Source organism: Pseudomonadota bacterium (genome assembly GCA_016195085.1).
In the GTDB taxonomy this organism is placed as follows: Bacteria; Pseudomonadota; Alphaproteobacteria; order SHVZ01; family SHVZ01; genus JACQAG01.
The window spans coordinates 24,916-43,650 of the sequence record JACQAG010000018.1; the positions used below are offsets into that span (position 1 = coordinate 24,916).

Below are 18,735 nucleotides of genomic sequence, written 5' to 3' on the forward strand. Positions count from 1 at the left end.
CAATACCCGCTGTCGGCTTTCGGAGCGAATGCCCCCACCCCGTCCCTCCCCCGACAGGTCGGGGGAGGGAGCATGAGGACGTTCTCGCACTCCCTCCTCCAGCTCGACTGGGGGAGGGTCGGGGTGGGGGCATCGATGCGCGAGACTCGCACGGCCTCAGACCGCGTCGCGGAGCTTAGGATCGATCGCGTCCCGGAGACCGTCGCCAAGCATGTTGAGGGCAAAGACCACGATGAGGATGGCAAGTCCGGGAAACACCGAGAGCCAGGGCGCATCGAGGATGAGCTCGAATCCTTCGCGGATCATCCCGCCCCAGGTGGCGGTCGGCGGCTTGACGCCAAGCCCGATGAAGCTGAGCGAAGCCTCGATGCGGATGGCGGTGGCGAGCCAGAGCGAGCCCAAGACCAGGATCTCGGCCATCACGTTGGGAAGGATATGCACGACCATGATGCGCAGATCGGAAAAGCCCAGCGCTCGACAGGCCTCCACGAAGTCCCGATTCTTGATCACGATCGTGGGTGCCCGCGCCACCCGGGCGAAGGGGGCGATGGCGGTCAAGGCGATGGCGACGATGAGGTTGGTGACCGAAGCCCCGAGCATGGCCACCACCATCAGCCCCATGATCAGCGTCGGAAACGACAGGAGCACGTCCATCACCTGCATCACCGCCGCATCGAAGCGCCCGCCGACATAGCCGGCGAGAATGCCGATGGCGCCGCCGATGAGCATTGCGGCAAGGATGGACACGGTGCCGATGAGCAGCGAGATCCGCGCTCCCCACAGGAGACGCGAGAGGGTGTCGCGGCCATAGCCATCGGTGCCGAACCAATAGTCGGCGGACGGCCCCTGAATGCGGTCGAGGATGTTCTGGTCGAGCGGGTCGTAGGGCGAAATCCAGGGCGCCAGGAGTGCGAGCAGAACCACCGCCATGAACACGACGAAGCCGACCCAGGAGGTCTTGTTGACGTTGAAGGCGCGGACGAATTCGCCGAAGAGACCGCTCCGAGGGCGTGCGATCGCGGGCGCGGTCATTGGTATTTGACCCTGGGGTCGACCAGCCCGTAGGTGAGGTCGGTGGCGAGGTTCACCAGCACGATGATGAAGGCGTAGATCACCATCAGACCCTGCAGCATGGTGTAGTCGCGCTGGTTGAGCGCGCCGACGATGAGCTTGCCGAGGCCGGGCCGGTTGAAGACGATCTCGGTCAGGACCGAATTGCCGATGAGGATGCCGAGATAGAGGCCGACCACGGTGATCACCGGGATGAGCGCGTTGCGGAGCGCATGGCGCCAGATGAGGGCCCGGCGCGGCACCCCCTTGGCGCGGGCCGTGCGCATGAAATCCTCGCCCAGCACCTGCAGCATCGAAGAGCGCGTCACCCTGGTGATGTAGGCCGCCATGATGAGGGCGAGATTGATCGAGGGCAGCACCAGGCTGTTGATGCGGCTCGGCCAATCGTCGAGCCGGCCGCCGCCGATGACCGGAAACCAGCGGAAATGGATGGCAAAGGCCAAGAGCAGCATGATGCCCGAGACAAAGGCCGGAAACGACAGACCCAAGAGCGAGCCGATGCGGGTCACGTAGTCGGCCCAGGTATTGCGGCGGAGCGCCGACCAGGCGCCGAGCGGCATGCCGATGGCGACGCCGAGCACCAGCGCCGACACCGTCAGATCGATGGTGTAGGGCAGCACATTCGCCACCTCCACCATGACCGGCTTGCCGCTCACCATGGAATTGCCCCAATCGCCGAGCACGGCGCTCTTGAGGAAGTCGACATATTGCTCATGGATCGGCTTGTCGAGGCCGAGGCGGTGGCGGAGCGACTCCAGCGCCTGCTGGCTCGCCTGATCGCCGAGGATGGTCTGCGCCGGATCGCCGGGCACGATCCTGACCAGCACGAACACCACCGTCAGCACCGCAAGCAAGGTCGGCACCGAAAAGAGCAGCCGCCGCACGAGGTAGCGGATCATGCGCTAAGCGCGGACAAATTGAAGCCTATCACGCAGACCCTCACCCGCCTCGCTTACGCTCGGCACCCTCTCCCGCCTGGGGTGGGCTTTGGGAGGGGGTGCGGCGCACCCCCTCCCCGACCCTCCCTGGGCGGGAGAGGGAGGGACCCGCGTCTTCGCGGGAGGGTGAGGGTAGACGCGAAACCAGCTCACCGGAACTGGGTCGTCTCGATGACCGGGGGGCCCAGGCTCAGGGCGCCTTCGAGCTTGTAGCCGAGGTCGAGGTTCGAGCGTCGCGCCCAGACGAGCAGGCCCTCGTGCATCGGCACGGCGCACACCGCGGCCACCAGCTTCTGCTGCGCGGTCTTCCACAGCGCCTTCTGCTTGGCGGGGTCCGGCTCGCTGCGCGCCGCCACGATCTCCGCATCGGCCATGTCGCAATGGCTGAAATTGGTGACCGCGGTCGGGGTCATGACGATCGAGGCGGAATGGAAGAATTGCGTGAGGTAGGTGTCGGCCACCGGAAAGCGCGCGGCGGCGTATTGAACCAGCGGGCTCAGATCCTTGCGGATGTTGGCGTGGAAGGTCGCGTGCTCGACCACGTCGAAATCGAGGGTGATCCCGGCGCGCCTGAGCTCCGCCTGAACCACTTCCATGGAGCGCAGCATTCCCGGCAGGTTGGTCTGCACCGACTTGATGGTGACGCCATTGGGGAAGCCGGCCTCCTTCAAGAGCTGCTTCGCCTTATTGAGATCGTAGGGCAACAACGGCACGTCGTCGGTGTAGCCGAGATAGCCGATGGGGATGATCGACTTGCCGGCGCGCGCCACCGCCTCGCCGTTGAACTTGACGATCTCCTCGCGGTTGATCGCATGGGCGATCGCCTGGCGAACCTTGAGATTGTCGAGGGGCGGCTTGGTGATGTTGAGGCTGAGCAAGGTCAGCTCCGCCGGCTCGAATACCATCACCTCGGTATTGGGCAGCGCCTTCATGCGCTCGACCCAGGTCTGGGACTGGGTGCCATAGATCATGTCGATCTCGCCCGATTGGTAGGCAAGGTCGCGGCTGGCATCGGAGGGAATGTAGCGGTAGACGATCCGCTCGAGCTTGGGGGGCCCACGGAAATACTGCTTGTTGGCCACGAGGATGGTGGCCTCCTTCGACTTCAGCTCCCCGAACATGAAGGGACCGGTGCCGGTCGGCTTGGTGGCGAAATTCTCGCCCAGCGCCTCCGCCGGCTTCTTACAGACGATGTTGCCGCCGTGATAGTTGGTGACCAGGCCCAGGAGGCTCGGCACGGCATTCTTCAAGGTGATCTTGACGGTGTAGGGATCGGTCGCCTCGACCGCGGCGAAATCCTTGTAGTCGCTGGAGAAGGCGGAGCGCTTCGGGTCGGCCGAGCGGTTGAGGGAATAAACCACGTCGGCGGCCGTCAGCTCGCCATAGCCGTGCTGGCACTGCACGCCATGGCGGAGCGCGAAGACCCAGCTCTTGCGGTCGGAGGATGCCTCCCAGCTCTCCGCCAGATCCGGCTCGATCGCCTCCAGGCTCATGCTGCCCGGCTTGATCCTGACCAGCCCGTTGAACATCCATTGGAACAGCGCCTTGTCGGGCGTCGTCGCCGACAGATGCGGATCGAGCTTGCCGGCATCGCCGGATGCCATGCCGACATTGAGCACGGTCTTCTGCGCCGCAGCCGGCATCGCCGCAAGCCCGATGCCTGCCGCCAGCGCCGCCGCCATCATCCCTGTCCGTCGCATGCGGGTTGCTCCCCTGTCCCACGTTGATCCAGGACGCATGTTATGACGCTTCGGTGACGGCGCCAACCCGCGGCAGCAGCCGCGAAAATGCGCGCGGGGCCGGGAACGGGCTGCTAGGCTCGCTCCGGCGGCTGGGATTGCGGGACATGGGGCAGGGATGGGGGCCGAGAGCGGAGCAGCCGAGACCGTCGATCGGGCGATGCTGGCGACCATCATCGGCCGCGCCGACGAGGCCCTGGCGGAGAAGGATCTGAGCCAGGTCAATCGGCTCCTGCGAGCCCTGGTCCAGGTGGGCGTCGAGGATGCCGCCCTGCATCGCCGTCTGGCGGAGGTTTGCCGCCGGCTCGGCCTCGATGCCCACGCGGCTTACCACGAAGGGCTGGCTGGCTCGCCCGTATCGCCGACCACCGCCGGCGGTGCTTCCGCGCCGGCCGATCCGGCGGCGGCGGCGCCGCGCTACCTCCTCATTCGCGCCTGGGGTGCCGGATTTTGGGGCGACGTCGCCCATGTCGGCCACCAGCTTCTCTTGGCCGAGATCACGGGACGGATTCCGGTGGTCTATTGGGGCCGCGAGTCGCGCTACCGGCGGAGCCGCATGGACAATGCCTGGGAGGCGTATTTCCAGCCGGTCTCACCCGTGCGCATCGCCGATCTCGAACGCGACGACTACGACTTCTTTCCGCCGAAATGGACCCACGCCAATCTCCGCACGCCCAGGATCAACAAGGACTCCGGTCCGTGGTCGCGCATCTCCGGCCTGTATCTTCAAAACCGACCGGAGCGGGTCGTGGTCAGCGACTATTTCACCGAGCTTGACGACATCCTGCCCTTTGCCGCGGTCGGGCCGGCGCCGGATGCGGCGGCGAGCGAGGCCCTGCTGGCCGCCTGCTACCGCCGGCACATCAAGCTCATGCCGCACCTCAAGATCGCCATCGAGCGCTTCGCCGCCGAGCTCTTGGCCGAGCGCCCGGTGCTGGGGGTGCATTATCGTGCACCCGCCTTCGTGAAGACGCTCGAATCCGCCGGCAAGGACACGATCGGCGTCGAGACGTATTTCGCCGAGATCGACCGTTTCCTTGAGCACCATCCTTCCGGCTCGGTCTTTCTCATGACCGACTTCGTGCCGGCGCTGGCGGAATTCCAGGCCCGCTACGGCCAACGGCTGAAGACCCGCACCGTGCTTCGGCTGGTCCACGCGGAAGATCAGTCGCTGGAGTACAACACCGCGCTCGACGGCCGCACGCTCGCTACCGAGGTCATCATCGACGTCTATCTGGCGCTGGCATCGGACCGCTTCCTGGGCGACCAGGTCTCGGGTGTCACCCAAGCGGTCGCGCGCCTGAAGGAATGGCCCGCCGACAAGATCACCCTCTTCCGCCGCGCGGGCGCCTGGCCCTTGGGCTTCGTGCGCCAGCACAGCGATCCCACACCCTGGTGGAACCCGCCCGACTAGAAGATGGCATGCGGCCTTTCGCCCGGTCCCGCGCCAAGCAGCAAACGGCCGGTCGCAAACGCGGTCCGCAGCATGGCATTGATGGTTTCGATGCCGAGCGGCGATGCCGGAAAGTGCAGCATGGTCACGTCGGACACATAGTCCGCACGCTGCCACCATATTTCGCCGACCCAGGCCTCGACCTCGGCCCGGGCGCCGTGCCTCAGAACGACGCCATGGTTGCGGTCCAAGACCAGGGCGAGCGGGCCTTCGAGCCGGATCGGTACCCGCAATTCGCGCCGGGCGGTTGGCGACGGCAACCCCGCCTGCGCCCGCATCGTGCCGCCCGGCGAGGGATTGAGCATCCGTGCCGCGTGGTATTCGAGAATTTCTCCCTTGAGCGCGTAGTGAGGCGTGGTGTCGGGCGCCATGGACGGCATCGGCGAGGTCTCGCTGAGGGGGGATTTCCCCAGATTCAGCCTATGGATCCTCCCTTCCGTGTCGGCGGAATTTCGTTCCGTGGCGGCGGAACGCCGCTCCCGGTGCCCCTTGACAGGGTCCCGCGCGGGGCTACCCTCGGATATCTCCGGTTGCAGGATGCAGGCAGAAATGGCCAGCAGCGCCATGGACATCGAGTCCTTGCGTGACGAGATGCGGCAGTTGGTTCGGGCCGCAGCGACGCCGGCCGCTCCCGGAGAGCGGACCAAGGAGACCATCGCCCGCGCCTCTCGGCGCCTGGGGTTCACCTTCGGGCGGACGAAGCGCTATTGGTATCGGGAGATCGCCTACCCATTCGCCCTCGACGTCGAACGGGCGCGATCAATCGGCCGAAAACCGTCCGACGACAGTACGGCCCACAGGCGCGGTGGCGCCCGACCGGCGCAGCACGGAGCCTTCATCCACGACGACCAAGGCGTCGCCTGGAGGCTCGGGTCGCCCGAACTGAAGGAGATTATCGGCCGCAGCGACGGAGAACTTAGCGTCGATCTCGGCGAATACGCGGTCAGATGCCTCGGCTGGATCGAAGCTTGGCACCAGCCGAAGCGGATGTACCTGCGCCTGGCGCCCGATATCGCGCATCCGCGGGCCCTGCTTTCGGTCTTCGAGGTGCTGTGCCTGTCGCAAGAAGTGGCGGTTTCGGTGACGAGCTGGTGCGGGGATCGCTGGATCAAGACGAAGTTCTCGGATGCCGGCAGCGCCGCCCGCTCCTTCGCCGGAGCTCTGGAACGCGCTCAGAAAAGGCGGGCGACGCACTTCACTGCGCACCGCCAATCAGTCGGAACGCTCATTCGCGATCACGATCTGAAGCTCCTGGAGGTCCTTCGGGAGATCGGATCGGCGGGCGCCGAAGTGAGCTTGGCCAGCGCAATCAGCCTGGCCAAATTCAGTAGCGCTGCAGTCTGCATCGCTCATCGCGGAAGCACCGAACCGCATTGGTCGTTCGAGTACCAGCCGCCATCACACCGCGTATTTTCTCCGGAGGAATACAAGTCACTCACGCGCTTTCAAGCTGTCAGTTCTCCCGATCCGGAATACTTTGGATGGTGTGCGTCGTTCTACGACAAGGCTGCTGGCCTAGCCGAGCCGATTGTCGACGATGTGCGCGCGACGGTGAAACGGCGCTACCTTCCACCAATATCGTTTGCCTACCGACGCCTCTTGATCCCGACCAAGGCCTCCGAAGGTGGCGCGATCATGATTGTCGCCTCCCGCCGAGCTGCAAATGCTTGATCCGAGGTTCGGACGCGGTCGTAGGCTCCATAGTGACGGAGAGACCGGCATCCCATGACGCTTGCTCGCGCAGCGGGAATTCATGTAAAGATATTAAACTTAGGCCTTTCATACGCCGCTTGATGCAGGCCCTTCAGGAGTCAACGTCTTGAGCGTGAGGCTAAAAACCACCAACAACTTGGCGCAGGTAGCCGAGTCGCTTCAGACATTGACCCAGACCCATGGCTCGCACCCATCGGTCCCGGACGGCGATGTCGAGCAGGTCTTCGCGCTGAAATGGGCAGTTGCCTGCGAGGAGATGGCGCGAGCGCTCTTGCGGCTATCGGTCGAGCTCGAGGACCAATCGCGCCAACTCAAGGCCGATGCCTTGGCCTGGCGTGACAAGGCGATCGGTCGCCGGCGATGAGCGTTTTCCTGCTGATCGACGAGACGGGCGCACTGTTCGACGCAAGTCGCTGGGAGGTGCGCCTCCGTCTCGGCTGCCAAGGCACGACCTCCGAGGTCATCGCCTCAGCCGTCAAGCAACGTGGCTGGATCGGACTCGCCCATCACGCCACGAGTGTCGAGATCCATATGCGGCGAACGGATCCGGCGCCACGGACGGTCCAGCTTGCGATCGACCTCGTCATGGGAACGCTCGCCAGCAAGATCGTACTCGTGCATTGGGGCAATGAATGGCGTCGAGAGACCTTTGCCTCCCCGGCCGCGGCGATCCTGCGCATCGAGGAGCTGATGGCGGCCGTCTCCTCGTCTGCGCAGGCTGTTCCTTTCCGCTCAACGTCCCGGACTATCCAAGATCTTTGGCGCGACGGGAATCGCACCTTGATCATGGCACTACAACAGTTCCAAAACCGCATCGGCATCATCGACGCTGGCGACGCATGTGCCCTGAGTCATCTACCGGGAATGGGCACGACCTCTGTGTTCGAGCGGCCGAAGCTGAGCACCAGCCTGATTATTCGCGCCGTTTCGCCGTTTGTCCGCTTCTATGATCAACGGCGGCGACCTGCCTTCGAAGGCAAAGATCTCCGTCAGCAACCCAATCCGGATTACAACCGTTGGATCGTGGATACCTTCGATCGAATCATTGACGCAGGTGAACCGCTCCTCGATGACGTCGATGCGGTGGTGCAGCAACCCGACGGTTTACCGCTGCAAATGTCCTACCGTCGAGTCGCCGCTCCCTATAGAACGCCGTCCGGCTCGCAGCTAATCGTCACGACATCCGTGCTCATTCCGCTGCCACGCCGTGATGCGGTGAGTGCGTAGGCGCAGGGATCGGAAGCAACTTTCCTTCAGCGACTAGGCGAGCATCGTGAATGAGCTCTCCGCGCGTCATCCATTCATGACGCACCGCCATTTGATAGGGCGGAGTATTGGGCGATAGCGAAGGCCGAATCCATTGGATACCGGTTTCTACACGCGGCCAACCGTAGACGTCACCCATGCCTTTTGCGTGCAAGACGTCTCTGATGCCGGAGATGTAGAAGTCAGGATCCCAGTCAGCGCAGCCCAGGAGCCGCACGAAGCGGCCTAGCACCTGCGATAGCCGGAAACCGTCCGCTCCCGCGCCGCGGAAGCGCGGATCGATCCAGATTCCACCCGAGAACGTTACACGCCCCTTGATCTTCGGTCCCGAGGGGCAATTGACGACGTAGCTCTCGCCAGGGGGACACTGCGTAAGGGGATCGCCATAGAAAAGCCGCAAGCTCTCGCCGAACTGCTTCAAGTTCATGCCTTGCATGTCCAGCAGGCGGATCGCCGCCGTGGTAACGACGCGACCATCGCAGTCCTCACCTTTGAGCCAGATGAAATTGCTGGAATCGAATTCGTGCAGCCGAAAGTCGAGGACGGGCATCAGCCGTGCTTGCGTCTTCTCGTTGGCAAGGCTCACCGCCCCAAACTCGGTCGGATCCGTCTCGATCGAGAGACGCACGCCGCGCCTCACCGCGATGCGATCGAGCTCGAGCAACGCCTGCTGGATGGTGAGATCGAACGAGCGCGCGGCGGCGGCGGGGTGAGCGAGAGCTGCTTGGGACATGAGAATGGACCTCCTGGGATCGTGAAGCCGACCGAGAACCGGTCGGCGCCCGAAGATCCCAGAGGTCGCGGAGGAATCCGACTCGACAACCAAGAGCCGTAACGACGCGGGTGCGGGAGGCTCGCTGCAGCGCCCGCGCCGCCTCGCATTCAACGAAAATGCGCTGCTAATCGCGCCTATTCGAATCGGCGCCCGAATCGATTCGAGAATCGATCCCTGCGGTAATTTTCAGCGAATCGCCCGATGGCGGCTCCGTGCCTAGCGCCTCATTCGAGCGCGGTGCATTCGATCTCGATGTCGAACTCCATCGGCCAGCCGGCCACGGGCACGAAGGTGCGCGCCGGCGGATCCTTCTGGAAGTAGCGGCCATAGACCTTGTTGATGACACTGTAATAGGCGGCGTTGGCGGCGTAGATGTTGACCTTCACCACCTTGTCGAGGGAGGAGCCGGCGGCCTCGAGCGCACGCTTCAGATTGCGCATGACCGCGTCGGTCTGGGTCTCGATGTCGCCGCGCACGATGGCACCGGTCTCGAGATCCAAGGGCGGCGTGCCGGAGACGAAGACGAAGCCATTCGCCTTCACTACCGGCGACAAGGGCACGCCCAGCTTCTTGATCGCATCCGACATGACGGGGACGTTGACGATGATCTTGCTCATGGCGTGAATTCTCCCAAGGTCGCAGGTGTCGTTGCGAGGGCTGAGGCAGCATCGCCCAGGCCCAAGAGATCCTGGGACACAGACGTCATCCTTTCCTGTCCAAGAAGTTCCGCAGCACATTGGCGGTGATGCGCGAGACGGCATCGTCGACCAGGATCGAACTCGGCCAGGTGATGGAGCCCACGGAAAACACCCGGCCGCCGCTCGCCGTCTCGTGGATGACCATGTCGGCCCCGCCCCCCTCGGGATTGAGCCCCTTGGCCAATACCTGCACGCCCTTGGGCGCGTGCTTGGAGATCTTGTCGGTCTCGTGGCCCGAGGCCCCGCCCGGCACGCGGCGATGCAGGCTCGCCTCGCCGAACGACTGGCCTGCTTGCAAGCCCGTGCCCGCGAACACCCAATGGGCTTCGTCCAAGACCCGGTAGGGCGCGCTGGTCATGATGCCGGCATAGCTGAACACCACGCCGAGAAGGTTGGCTTCGGATTCGACCCGGGCATGAAAGCGGCTTTCGGTGTCCCCACGGTGCAAGCGCTCGCGCTCGTTGCCGTTCTGGTAGATGACCGCGTTCTCGCCCACGAACTCCGCCTCGCAATTGAGCCCGTTGCCGCCGAGATAGAGCAGCCGCCCGCCGCGCTCGAACACCCAGCGCTTGACCCGCCAATACATCTCCCTGGACCAGTATTCCGGATGCGTGCTCAAGACCAGGACGCGGTAACGGTCGAGGTCGACGATGCCGTGATGGAACTGCGTCTCGGCCCAGAGATCGTAGTCGAAGCCTTCCCGTTCCATCCAGCCCAGCAGCCGCCATTCCGCCGGCGCCAGATGGCAGGCGGTACGACCTTCGATGGGATTGGTTACTGCTTCGTCCGCGGGCACGAGGTTGATCGGCTCCGGGCGCTCGAAGGAGAGCGGGGCGTAGTCGAGGCTGGTATAGGCCATGTGATCGGGATCGGTATAGCGCGCCAGTTCCTGGCGGGCGTTCACCGTCGGCGTCGGCGGCAACCGATCGGGGTTGATGTAGTTGCTGCGGCCGCCGAAGGGGTTGTAGGCGTTCCAGTTGATATCGCAGGCCAGCACCGCGATCGGGGCTTGCGGGACCTTGGGCGCCACCACCCAGGGAAACGAGAAGAACAACCCCGACTTGGTGCGGGCGTGAAAATAGTAGAGACCGGAGCGCTCCGGCGCCGATACCCATTGCTTGTGCGCCGGGCTCGCATAGCCGAACTTGTTCCACTGGACGCCGGTCTGCGAATAGTCGCCGTCGGGGGTGATCTGCACGGTGGCGCGCGGCCCGTGCTCGTCGTGCCAGCCGAGGCGGCGCACCAGCTCCTTCTTCCAGCCATAGCGCCAGAGCTCGAGCTCATAGGCCTCCGGCGAATGCACCCGGAACTCCGATGAATTGCCGTGCTGCACCGCCTTCGGCCAGGCATAGCCGAGAAGGCAATCGGAGAGCAGACGAAACTGGTAGGGCTCGCCGGCTTTCACCGTGATGTCGACGCGCTTGGCGCCGTAGCCGGCTTTGTTGAGCACGACCGTGCAAGGTCCAGGCGCCAGCTCGGCATGGACCGCGCCCGAGGCGCGCGAGCGTGCCGCGATCGATCCCGCGCCGCTCAAGAATTCCAGCTGCACGTCGGGCAAGCCCACGTAGCGCTCGTCGCTGACATAGCCGATCAGCACGAGGGCTACCCTCGGAGCTCGGCCAACCGGTGCCACCACGATATCGCCGTGGCGACGGCGCGCGGCACGTCCTCCTCGAGCATGAACCCATCGCCGACCAGACGCCGCGCGGCTGCCTCGACCGCCTTCGCATAGCCCTCGCGATCGCCGTAGCGCCGCTCGAGAGACTGCCTGGGATCGCCGGTGGTCGCGGTCTCGGTGCGGGTGCGCGGCAAGGGGAGCGTGCTGCCGACATAGGTGTGCATCGCGCCCTGGCTGAATCCGCGCGCCCGCAAGTTCCAGCCGACATAGGTAGCAAGCGGCGCCTCGACCATGGGCACGCGGATGCCGGCGATGTCATTGCCGTCGGCATCGACCGCCGGCACCAGGACCGCGTATTCGCGGCCAGGTGCCGCATCGCGGGGCGGCTCGATGGTGAAGATGCCGGCATCGGCCTCGGCGCCATAGTCCAGGAGCGGCAGCCGGTTGGGCTCGCGGGGGATGCCGACGCCGGGAATGCGCGGAAACTGCGTTCGCCACTCCTCCATCGTCGCCAGCGTCTTCGCCGCCCGGGTGGGAATGCGGCTTGCCGGCGGCGCCACGCCGTCCGTCGCCCAGCGATCGAGCGCATCGAGGAGTGCGCGGAACAGCATCGAGGTGTGCACGATGTTGCTCCAGTTCTGGCAGACCCCACGGCTCGGCTTCTCCAGGAGCGGGTCGGCGAAATGCTGGGAGCTCGCCCAAAGGTAAACCCGGGCCGTGTCCGGCTGCTCGAGGTCGTTGCCTTGGGTGTCGGTGTGCACCAACGAGCCGCGGCGCTGCCAATACTCGGTCCCGGTCTGGGTGTGAACGACGAGGGGATCCGTCTTGGGACGCTTCAGGATCGCGTCGGTCTCTCCGGTCAGATGGTCGGTCGAGCGCGCATAGGAGAAGGGAAAACGATCGGCATAGTTCAGATGGCCTTCGTGCTGCTCGCTCGGGTGGGTGACGGGCTGGGAGAAGCGATGGTTGAGCCGCATGCGGCCGCCGCCGGAAACATGGGGGAAGGCGCCGTCGAACACAGGGCGCCCGGCTGCGTCCTCGTTGAAGCCGCGATAGATGAAATCGCGGATACCCCGGCCGGTCTGGGAGCGGCCCCAGCAATAGGCCTTCGCCATGCGCGCGCCGCTCTCGGCGAGCGGGTTGGCGTTCCCGGCCGTGTCGCGATCGCCATGCTTCAGGAAGGCGATGAGATCGCGCACGACCAGATGCCCGAGGCCGAGCACCAGGGGATCCTTGCCGGCATAGACCAGCTCATAGATCCAGCCCGGCTCGAAACCGCCCGGCAGATAGATGTGGCTGTCGGAGGGAATGACGGCGCTTTCCGTGCCGGCGCCGTCGAGGCCGCCGCCGCGTTCCAATCGCGCGAACCGCCAGCGATCGGGCGGGACCGGGCTCGGCTCGTCCCAGGCATATTGCCGGCGGGAGAGCGTCGCCTGGCTGGTATCGAGCGAGACTGTCGGATGCGAGCGCGTCGAGGCCACGCCGCTCAACGGGAATGAACAGACCCCCGCCTGGTCGGCGATGAATTCGGCGCGGACCGGTCCGGTGAGCGGCCGCTCGCCGTCCCGAGCCACCGGCACGTCCATGACCATGCGCCCGTCGCCCGGCCAGAGATCGCCTTGCCAGGCCGCCCAGACGATGGCGTAGCCACGGCGCATGAGGAACCCATTGCCGGCATCCCCGGGGCTGGCGGGATCGTTGCTGCCTGGCGCGTCGTTGAAGAACTGCAGGGCGCGCTTGTTGCCCCGGTTGCCGTAGTCGAAGAAGATCCGCCGGTTGCCTTTGGCGAGATCGACCGGCTTCAAGATAAAGAGATCGGTCGCCAGCTCGACCAGACCTTGCCGATTCCGGGATGCGCGCTCCAGATCGACGATGCCGCGCTCGGCCCGGCCCTTGGGATCGACCGCCAGATGCGCCCGGCCGACGAGGCGCTCATAGGCGCCGACCAGGCCGAAGGCCGCACCCCCGGCGAACGGCGCGCGTTCGGCCAGGCGAATATCCAGCGTGTTGTCCAAGGGGTCCCTCCCGAACACCGGAGTATGGCCAGTTGCCGCGTCCCGGGCAACGCTCAGCGCTGGCGCAACGCTGGCCAGATGAGCGCGGCGAGGATCGCTAAGAGGAAGCCTTCGCTGGTGGCGACCGAGACGGCGTTGCTGGCGCCGAGCCAGTTTGCCATCAGGCCCACATGCAGCATGCCGAACGGGCCGGCGCCGATGAACATGGTGAGCACGCCCATGACCCGCGAGCGCAGCTCCGCCGGAGTCTGGGTGAAGATGATGGTCGCCTGCATCGCGCCGAAGCCGGCGCTGCCGACGCCACCGACGAGCAGCATGGCGAATGCCAGGGAAAACCACGGGCTGCGGGAAAACAGAAAGGTCGCGAAGAGACACAGCATGGAGCCGATGAGGAAGGTCCGCGCGTAGGGCCAGGCCTCGCGATTGACGGCGATGACGATCGAGCCCAAGAGAGCGCCGGTCCCTTCCGCCGAGGCGAGGAGCCCGATGGCGATGGCGCTCAAGCCCAGCTCGTCGCGGCCGATCGCCGGCACCAGCGAGGAATAGGGAAATCCGAAGAAATTCATCAGCACGGTGATGGCGAGCGTGCCGGCGATCAGCGGCTTGGTGCGGGCATAGCGCAAGCCTTCCAGAACATTGGCCAGCACATTGCGATCGCGGGGCGGACGCGGCGTCTCGGCATGGGTGAGCGAAACCGCCAGAAGGCCGGCCAGCGCGTAGAGCGTGGCGGCGATGAGATAGGCTCCGGCGAGGCCAACCGTCTCAAAGAGGAGGCCGCCCATGATCGGCCCCACCATGCGGGTGCCGTTCGCGGTGGCGGAATCGAGACCCATGGCGGCGCTGATGCGCTCGATGCCGGCGATCTCGCCAAGCATGGTGCGCCGAACCGCCATCTCGCCCGACCAATAGAGCCCGTTCGCGAGCGCCCCCAAGGCGATATGCCAGATGGCGATCCGTCCGGTGAAGGCGAGAAGCGCCAGCACGCCGGCGATCGCGGCCATGCCGAAGAGGCCCGCGATGAGAAGAAGACGGCGATCGGAGCGCTCGGCGAGCGCGCCGGCGAAGGCGCCCAGACACAGCATCGGCAAGGATCTGAGCGCCGTCACCGCGGCGGCGAGGAAGGCCGAGTCGGTGGCATCGAACACGAAGATGCCGACCGCCAGCAGCTCCAGCCAGCGCATGGTGTTGGCGACGCCGCCGACGATCCAGATTCTAAGGAAGCGTCCGTCCTTCAGCAGCGGCACCTGCGCATGGGGCGCGGCAACGCGTTCCGCCGGCGTGGACGCGATAGCGGCTTTGCTCATCGACGAGGACGCGCGAGCCCCCGGATCAGGCCGACCTCCCTAAGACTTTATTCTTCGTTCGGAGCCTTTGTCCGGCTCCGTTGCCGCAAATCAATGACGCGACTGCTCGCTTCTCTCCTCAAGCCCGGAATGCCGTGCCCCGTACCGCCGGCCTTCTGCTCCCTCGATCAGCGGGCGCGCGTCGCCGACCAGCTGGCGGAGCCGAATTGGCCGAGATTGACCGGGCCCGCATGCGTGCCCGAGGTGCCGAGCGTGACCGTGCCGGCGAGCGCATCGCCCCTGACCTCGCCCTCGAAGCGGAAGGAAAGCCGGGTTCCCTCGTAGGGATGCGCGCTGCGGAGCTCGACACGATCGCCGGACACGCTGCCCTCGATCGAGCTCTCGGAATATTGGGTGCGATGGCTGCCGGAGAGCGATTGGCCGTTCTGGCCGAGCTTCACATGATGGGTGGCCTCGCCATTGAGGAACTTGATCCGGATCTCCCAGTCGCCGGCAAGCTGCAGCTTGCTCGGGCTCGCCTTGATGGCATCGGCGGCCTTCGGCGGGGCGGCCAGAACCTCGGCGATCCTGGTTCCCACCGCCTTCGCCTCGCCCGGCTGCAGGCCGAAGGGATCGATCTGGACCGAGGCCTCGGTCGCCTCCATGTCGTCCAGCATGACGCGCGGCTCGCCTTCGAGCAGCGCCTGGCGCAGGCCTACGCCAGCGAGCTTGATCTTCGCCTTGTCCCAGGCCACCACCAAGCGCGGCACGCGCACGACGTCCTGGGGCTCGATCACCTTGGTGGTCACCGCCGGATTGCGCGTGATCAGGGCGGCGATAATGGCGAGATCGTCCCGCCACTTCTTCTCTTCGCCTTGGTGGTCGCGCTCGCCGAACCAGATCTCGACCGCGGTCAAGATGCCGATGACGTCTTCCTTGCTCACCTTCATCGGCCGGCCGAACGCTTGATGCGGCGAGGCATTCGCCCAGGCGGCGCGCACGATATCCTTGTCGCCGAGCAGGAGCCCGGTCGTCTGCGGTCCGCGCAGGAACTTGCCGCCGCTATAGATCACCATGTTGGCGCCGCGGGTGAGCCAGGGGTCCGGCCGCGAGATGTGCTCGGAGGCGGCGTCGACCAGAACCGGGATGCCCCGGGGGCGCGCCAGCTTGACGATCTCCTCCAGCCGCAGGCGGGAGCCGGCTTCGTTGACGCCGAGCACGCAGACCATGGCGACCTTGCCGCCGTCGAACTCCGTCTCCAGGTCCGTGACGTTGTCGACCTCGATGATGCTGGCGCCGACCATGCGGATCGCGTGGTCGTAGGCGAAGCGCTGGCCTTTGGGGATAATGACCCGGTTCTTCATGCCTTCGGTGTTGGGCATCCGCAGCATCTTCTCCGGATCGTTGCCGGCAACGGAGCCGGCGGCCGCCAGGCACACGGCGGCAGCGCTGCCGCAGGTGACCACACCCCACTCGGCGCCGGTGAGCTCCGACAGGCGCTCGCCGGCGTGCTCCATCAGCTCATAAATGTTCACATAGCGCTTGGCGGCCTCGGCCATCGCCGCCTTGACTTCGGGCAGCATCAGGCTGCCGCCATGGATGGTGCGCACGCTGCAGCAATTGATGAACGGCCTGACCCCGAGGCGAAGATAGGGGTCGTCGTTTCTGCGAGAGCCGTTTGCGTCCATCCTCATGTCTCCTGGGCGCACCCGGCGAACGCTCCCTTGAGCGGACCGGTGCGCAACCTCGGGCTAGGCTGAGCCGAGCCGCCGGAATGGCGGCCCGGGGGAGGCTCGAGGAGGGGGTGGGGACCACCCCCTCCTAAAAAACCCCGGCGGAATATAGCGGAGGCGAGCGGGTCATCGCACCTGATTTTCTTCTTGGAAAATCTGCGGCAAATGCGCCGGGTTGGCCAAATCAGCGCTGGCGGGCGAATTCCCGGCCGAAGGCGCGGAGCACCTCGTCCAGCTCGGCCGACCAGAAAGCCCAGTTGTGGTTGCCTTCGGCGCGGGTGAGCCGCGCCGGCACCCCGGCGGCGGCCAGCATGTCGCGGAAGGCTTCGGTATCGGCCGGCGAGAAGGTCTCGGCAGTGCCGATGGCGAGCATGATGCTGGGCCGCTCCGCATCGCCCGCAAGCGTCTTGATCTCGTTCACGGGACTTGCCTGAAGGAACCGCTCGACGCTGAAGGGCTGGCCGAAGGAGCCGCGAAAGACGCGGGCCATGCGTTGCTCGTCGACGGCGAAGCCAGGCTTCACCCGGAGCCACAGCGCCGGGCTGAGCGCTGCCACCGCCGCGTAGCGATGCGGCTGCCGCAAGGCGAAGCGGAGCGCGCCATAGCCGCCCATCGACACGCCGGCGATGGCGCGACCCTGCTGCCGGGCGATCGTCGGCAGCGTGGCGTCGATCATGCCGACAAGATCGCGATCGATGGCGGTGTCGTAGTTCCCCGGACCGCCGACCTCGGCGCTGTCGACATACCAGCTCGTCTTGCCGTCGGGCATGACGATGATGCTGGCCGGCAGCGCCCCCTCGCCGATCAGGCGATCGGCGGTCTCCTGCACCTTGCCCTCAAGTGGCCATACCGAATCATCGTCTCCGACCCCGTGCAGCAGATAGACGACGGGATAGGGCCCGCCCTTGGGATCGAACCCGGGTGGCAGATAGAGGCAATACGCCATCTCCCGGCCCAGGGCCGGGCTCACGAATCTCTGACGCTCGCGGATGACCGAGCCGGTCCCGGCCGCTTGCGCCGCCGCCGGCTGCCCGGAGAAGACGAGCGCCAGCGCCAACAGCAGCGCCGGAAGCCTCTTCGGCATGACGTGTTCGGCGGAGTCGGATTTCATGGGCCGAGAGGCTAGCCTTGGCTCTCGAGCCTGTCAGCAAGGATTGCTGCAAGCTCGATGGCGACGGCTACTCGCCTGCCTCCGCCGGCACGCCCGGCCGAGCCATCGCCGGCGCCGGCGACGCCCCCACCCGCGCCGCCGGGCGCCGCCACGGGGTCGACTTGAACCATGCCACGAGGTAGGCGCCGCCGAGCTGGAGGGCAAGAGCGATGACGTTCACCGAGATTTGCACCGACCAATCATCGCCCAGCTGGTCGAACGCCATGCCGCCCAGATCGGAGAGCACGAGCCCGAACAGGAACATGGCAAGCGCCTGCTGGCCGCAGACCATGACCGGGTTGAAGATCGGATGCTTGAGCCAATGCAGGCGCGGCGCCAGCAGATAGTTCGTGGCATAGGCGAGAGCCAGGAAATGCCCGAAGGCGAATGGATCGAGGAAAGTCTTGTCGGTGTGCGCCGCCACGAAGTCGTGCAGTTGGGTGAGCGGCGCGAATGCCTCGTAGAAGATCTCGAGCTTGACGAGGAGCGAGACGACGAGCACGGCCACGCACGACCAGAAGAGCCAGCGCCTGAGCGGCGGCGGCTTCAGCCAACCGGAGACCAACGTGAATCCGGTGAAGAAGATGAGCTGCCAGGCCAAGGGGTCGAGGAACCAGCCGCGGCCGTCGCTCGGATCGGCGAGGAAGTTCCATTGGCGCCAGTTGGCGAGGAGATAGAGGAGCACCGATCCGGCGGGGGCGAGCCAGGGACGGACGCGCGCCAGCAGCACCGCGACCGGCACCATCGCCAGCACCACCATGTACATCGGCATGATGTCGAGATAGGGCGGCACATAGGACAGAGCGAAGAGCTGCACCAAGGTCATCGCCGGCTCGCTGAAGAAGAGCGGGATATACATGAGCTCGATGTAGTCGGGCCGGGCGAACAGCTCGTTGCCCAGGGCGGCCAGCGCCGCCACCACGAAGAAGACCATCAGATGGGCGAGGTAGAGCTGCCAGCAGCGATAGACGATGCGGGCGGTGCCGAGGAACATGCCGGAGCGCCGGAAGACCCCGCCGAAGGCGATGGCCGCAGCACAGCCGGACATGAACACGAACATGTGAGCGGCGTCGCTGAAGCCGAACTGGGCGGGTATATACGCCTCGACCAGGCTCCAGCGCATATGGGCGTAGAGGATGATGCAGAGCGCGAAGCCGCGAAAGAAATCCAGCCGCGGATCGCGCCCGGCTTTGACCGTCGAGCCCGTCATCGCCACATCCCCCGGGAGCCGCGCCGCCGCGGCCATGGGTAGCTCCGGCGCCCGTTCCAGCCAAGTATTTCCC

The 18,735-nt window shown here is 65.7% G+C and carries 16 protein-coding genes; 4 read left to right on the plus strand and 12 right to left on the minus strand.

Annotated elements, in window-relative coordinates; all coding sequences use genetic code 11:
• Positions 1–156: 156 nt before the first annotated feature.
• The 3 genes from HY058_04880 to HY058_04890 all read right to left on the minus strand — a co-directional run bounded on the left by HY058_04880 (position 157) and on the right by HY058_04890 (position 3,709).
• Positions 157–1,032: an ABC transporter permease gene (locus HY058_04880; protein MBI3496619.1), complete on the minus strand. Its 876-nt coding sequence runs from the start codon at positions 1,030–1,032 to the stop codon at positions 157–159.
• Entirely contained in the window at positions 1,029–1,970 is a 942-nt protein-coding gene (locus HY058_04885; GenBank protein MBI3496620.1) for an ABC transporter permease, read from the minus strand. The genes HY058_04880 and HY058_04885 overlap by 4 nt, the downstream gene beginning before the upstream one ends.
• A 188-nt stretch (positions 1,971–2,158) precedes the next feature.
• Positions 2,159–3,709 carry a polyamine ABC transporter substrate-binding protein gene (locus tag HY058_04890; protein MBI3496621.1) on the minus strand — a complete coding sequence of 517 codons (1,551 nt, stop codon included), beginning with the start codon at positions 3,707–3,709 and terminating at the stop codon, positions 2,159–2,161.
• A gap of 157 nt (positions 3,710–3,866) precedes the next feature.
• On the opposite strand from HY058_04890, the gene HY058_04895 reads away from it, so the two are divergent.
• On the plus strand, positions 3,867–5,162 hold the full coding sequence (locus tag HY058_04895; protein MBI3496622.1) for a hypothetical protein: 1,296 nt from the start codon (positions 3,867–3,869) through the stop codon (positions 5,160–5,162).
• On the opposite strand, the gene HY058_04900 is transcribed toward HY058_04895, so the two are convergent.
• On the minus strand, positions 5,159–5,767 hold the full coding sequence (locus HY058_04900; GenBank protein ID MBI3496623.1) for a hypothetical protein: 609 nt from the start codon (positions 5,765–5,767) through the stop codon (positions 5,159–5,161). The genes HY058_04895 and HY058_04900 overlap by 4 nt on opposite strands.
• On the opposite strand from HY058_04900, the gene HY058_04905 reads away from it, so the two are divergent.
• From HY058_04905 to HY058_04915, 3 genes are all read left to right on the plus strand, one after another.
• Positions 5,751–6,872, plus strand: coding sequence for a hypothetical protein (locus HY058_04905; protein ID MBI3496624.1), 1,122 nt, complete (start codon positions 5,751–5,753; stop codon positions 6,870–6,872). The two genes, HY058_04900 and HY058_04905, sit on opposite strands and share 17 nt — an antisense overlap.
• A 148-nt stretch (positions 6,873–7,020) precedes the next feature.
• Complete coding sequence (locus tag HY058_04910) at positions 7,021–7,278, plus strand: hypothetical protein (GenBank protein MBI3496625.1); 258 nt, start codon at positions 7,021–7,023, stop codon at positions 7,276–7,278.
• Positions 7,275–8,141, plus strand: coding sequence for a hypothetical protein (locus HY058_04915; GenBank protein MBI3496626.1), 867 nt, complete (start codon positions 7,275–7,277; stop codon positions 8,139–8,141). The genes HY058_04910 and HY058_04915 overlap by 4 nt, the downstream gene beginning before the upstream one ends.
• On the opposite strand, the gene HY058_04920 is transcribed toward HY058_04915, so the two are convergent.
• The 8 genes from HY058_04920 to HY058_04955 all read right to left on the minus strand — a co-directional run bounded on the left by HY058_04920 (position 8,104) and on the right by HY058_04955 (position 18,698).
• A complete protein-coding gene (locus tag HY058_04920; GenBank protein ID MBI3496627.1) occupies positions 8,104–8,913 on the minus strand; it encodes a hypothetical protein in 810 nt (269 codons plus the stop codon). The genes HY058_04915 and HY058_04920 overlap by 38 nt on opposite strands.
• 266 nt (positions 8,914–9,179) lie before the next feature.
• Positions 9,180–9,572: a RidA family protein gene (locus HY058_04925; protein ID MBI3496628.1), complete on the minus strand. Its 393-nt coding sequence runs from the start codon at positions 9,570–9,572 to the stop codon at positions 9,180–9,182.
• An 85-nt stretch (positions 9,573–9,657) separates the two neighbouring features.
• Complete coding sequence (locus tag HY058_04930) at positions 9,658–11,250, minus strand: carboxypeptidase regulatory-like domain-containing protein (GenBank protein MBI3496629.1); 1,593 nt, start codon at positions 11,248–11,250, stop codon at positions 9,658–9,660.
• Between the two features lie 5 nt (positions 11,251–11,255).
• Positions 11,256–13,286 carry a hypothetical protein gene (locus tag HY058_04935; GenBank protein MBI3496630.1) on the minus strand — a complete coding sequence of 677 codons (2,031 nt, stop codon included), beginning with the start codon at positions 13,284–13,286 and terminating at the stop codon, positions 11,256–11,258.
• Between the two features lie 53 nt (positions 13,287–13,339).
• On the minus strand, positions 13,340–14,590 hold the full coding sequence (locus HY058_04940; protein MBI3496631.1) for an MFS transporter: 1,251 nt from the start codon (positions 14,588–14,590) through the stop codon (positions 13,340–13,342).
• Positions 14,591–14,757: 167 nt separating this feature from the next.
• The gene (locus HY058_04945) at positions 14,758–16,257 is read right to left on the minus strand and encodes an aminotransferase class V-fold PLP-dependent enzyme (GenBank protein MBI3496632.1); all 1,500 of its coding nucleotides are present in this window, start codon (positions 16,255–16,257) and stop codon (positions 14,758–14,760) included.
• A gap of 229 nt (positions 16,258–16,486) precedes the next feature.
• Entirely contained in the window at positions 16,487–17,386 is a 900-nt protein-coding gene (locus HY058_04950) for a hypothetical protein (GenBank protein MBI3496633.1), read from the minus strand.
• Between the two features lie 94 nt (positions 17,387–17,480).
• A complete protein-coding gene (locus HY058_04955; protein MBI3496634.1) occupies positions 17,481–18,698 on the minus strand; it encodes an OpgC domain-containing protein in 1,218 nt (405 codons plus the stop codon).
• Positions 18,699–18,735: the final 37 nt, after the last annotated feature.

Excerpts from the sequence above, each read along its gene's own strand:
- HY058_04880 (MBI3496619.1), bottom strand. The coding sequence starts at position 1,032 with ATGACCGCGCCCGCGATCGCACGCCCTCGGAGCGGTCTCTTCGGCGAA.
- HY058_04885 (MBI3496620.1), bottom strand. The coding sequence starts at position 1,970 with ATGATCCGCTACCTCGTGCGGCGGCTGCTCTTTTCGGTGCCGACCTTG.
- HY058_04890 (MBI3496621.1), bottom strand. The coding sequence starts at position 3,709 with ATGCGACGGACAGGGATGATGGCGGCGGCGCTGGCGGCAGGCATCGGG.
- HY058_04895 (MBI3496622.1), top strand. The coding sequence starts at position 3,867 with ATGGGGGCCGAGAGCGGAGCAGCCGAGACCGTCGATCGGGCGATGCTG.
- HY058_04905 (MBI3496624.1), top strand. The coding sequence starts at position 5,751 with ATGGCCAGCAGCGCCATGGACATCGAGTCCTTGCGTGACGAGATGCGG.
- HY058_04900 (MBI3496623.1), bottom strand. The coding sequence starts at position 5,767 with ATGGCGCTGCTGGCCATTTCTGCCTGCATCCTGCAACCGGAGATATCC.
- HY058_04915 (MBI3496626.1), top strand. The coding sequence starts at position 7,275 with ATGAGCGTTTTCCTGCTGATCGACGAGACGGGCGCACTGTTCGACGCA.
- HY058_04920 (MBI3496627.1), bottom strand. The coding sequence starts at position 8,913 with ATGTCCCAAGCAGCTCTCGCTCACCCCGCCGCCGCCGCGCGCTCGTTC.
- HY058_04925 (MBI3496628.1), bottom strand. The coding sequence starts at position 9,572 with ATGAGCAAGATCATCGTCAACGTCCCCGTCATGTCGGATGCGATCAAG.
- HY058_04940 (MBI3496631.1), bottom strand. The coding sequence starts at position 14,590 with ATGAGCAAAGCCGCTATCGCGTCCACGCCGGCGGAACGCGTTGCCGCG.
- HY058_04945 (MBI3496632.1), bottom strand. The coding sequence starts at position 16,257 with ATGGACGCAAACGGCTCTCGCAGAAACGACGACCCCTATCTTCGCCTC.
- HY058_04950 (MBI3496633.1), bottom strand. The coding sequence starts at position 17,386 with ATGCCGAAGAGGCTTCCGGCGCTGCTGTTGGCGCTGGCGCTCGTCTTC.
- HY058_04955 (MBI3496634.1), bottom strand. The coding sequence starts at position 18,698 with ATGGCCGCGGCGGCGCGGCTCCCGGGGGATGTGGCGATGACGGGCTCG.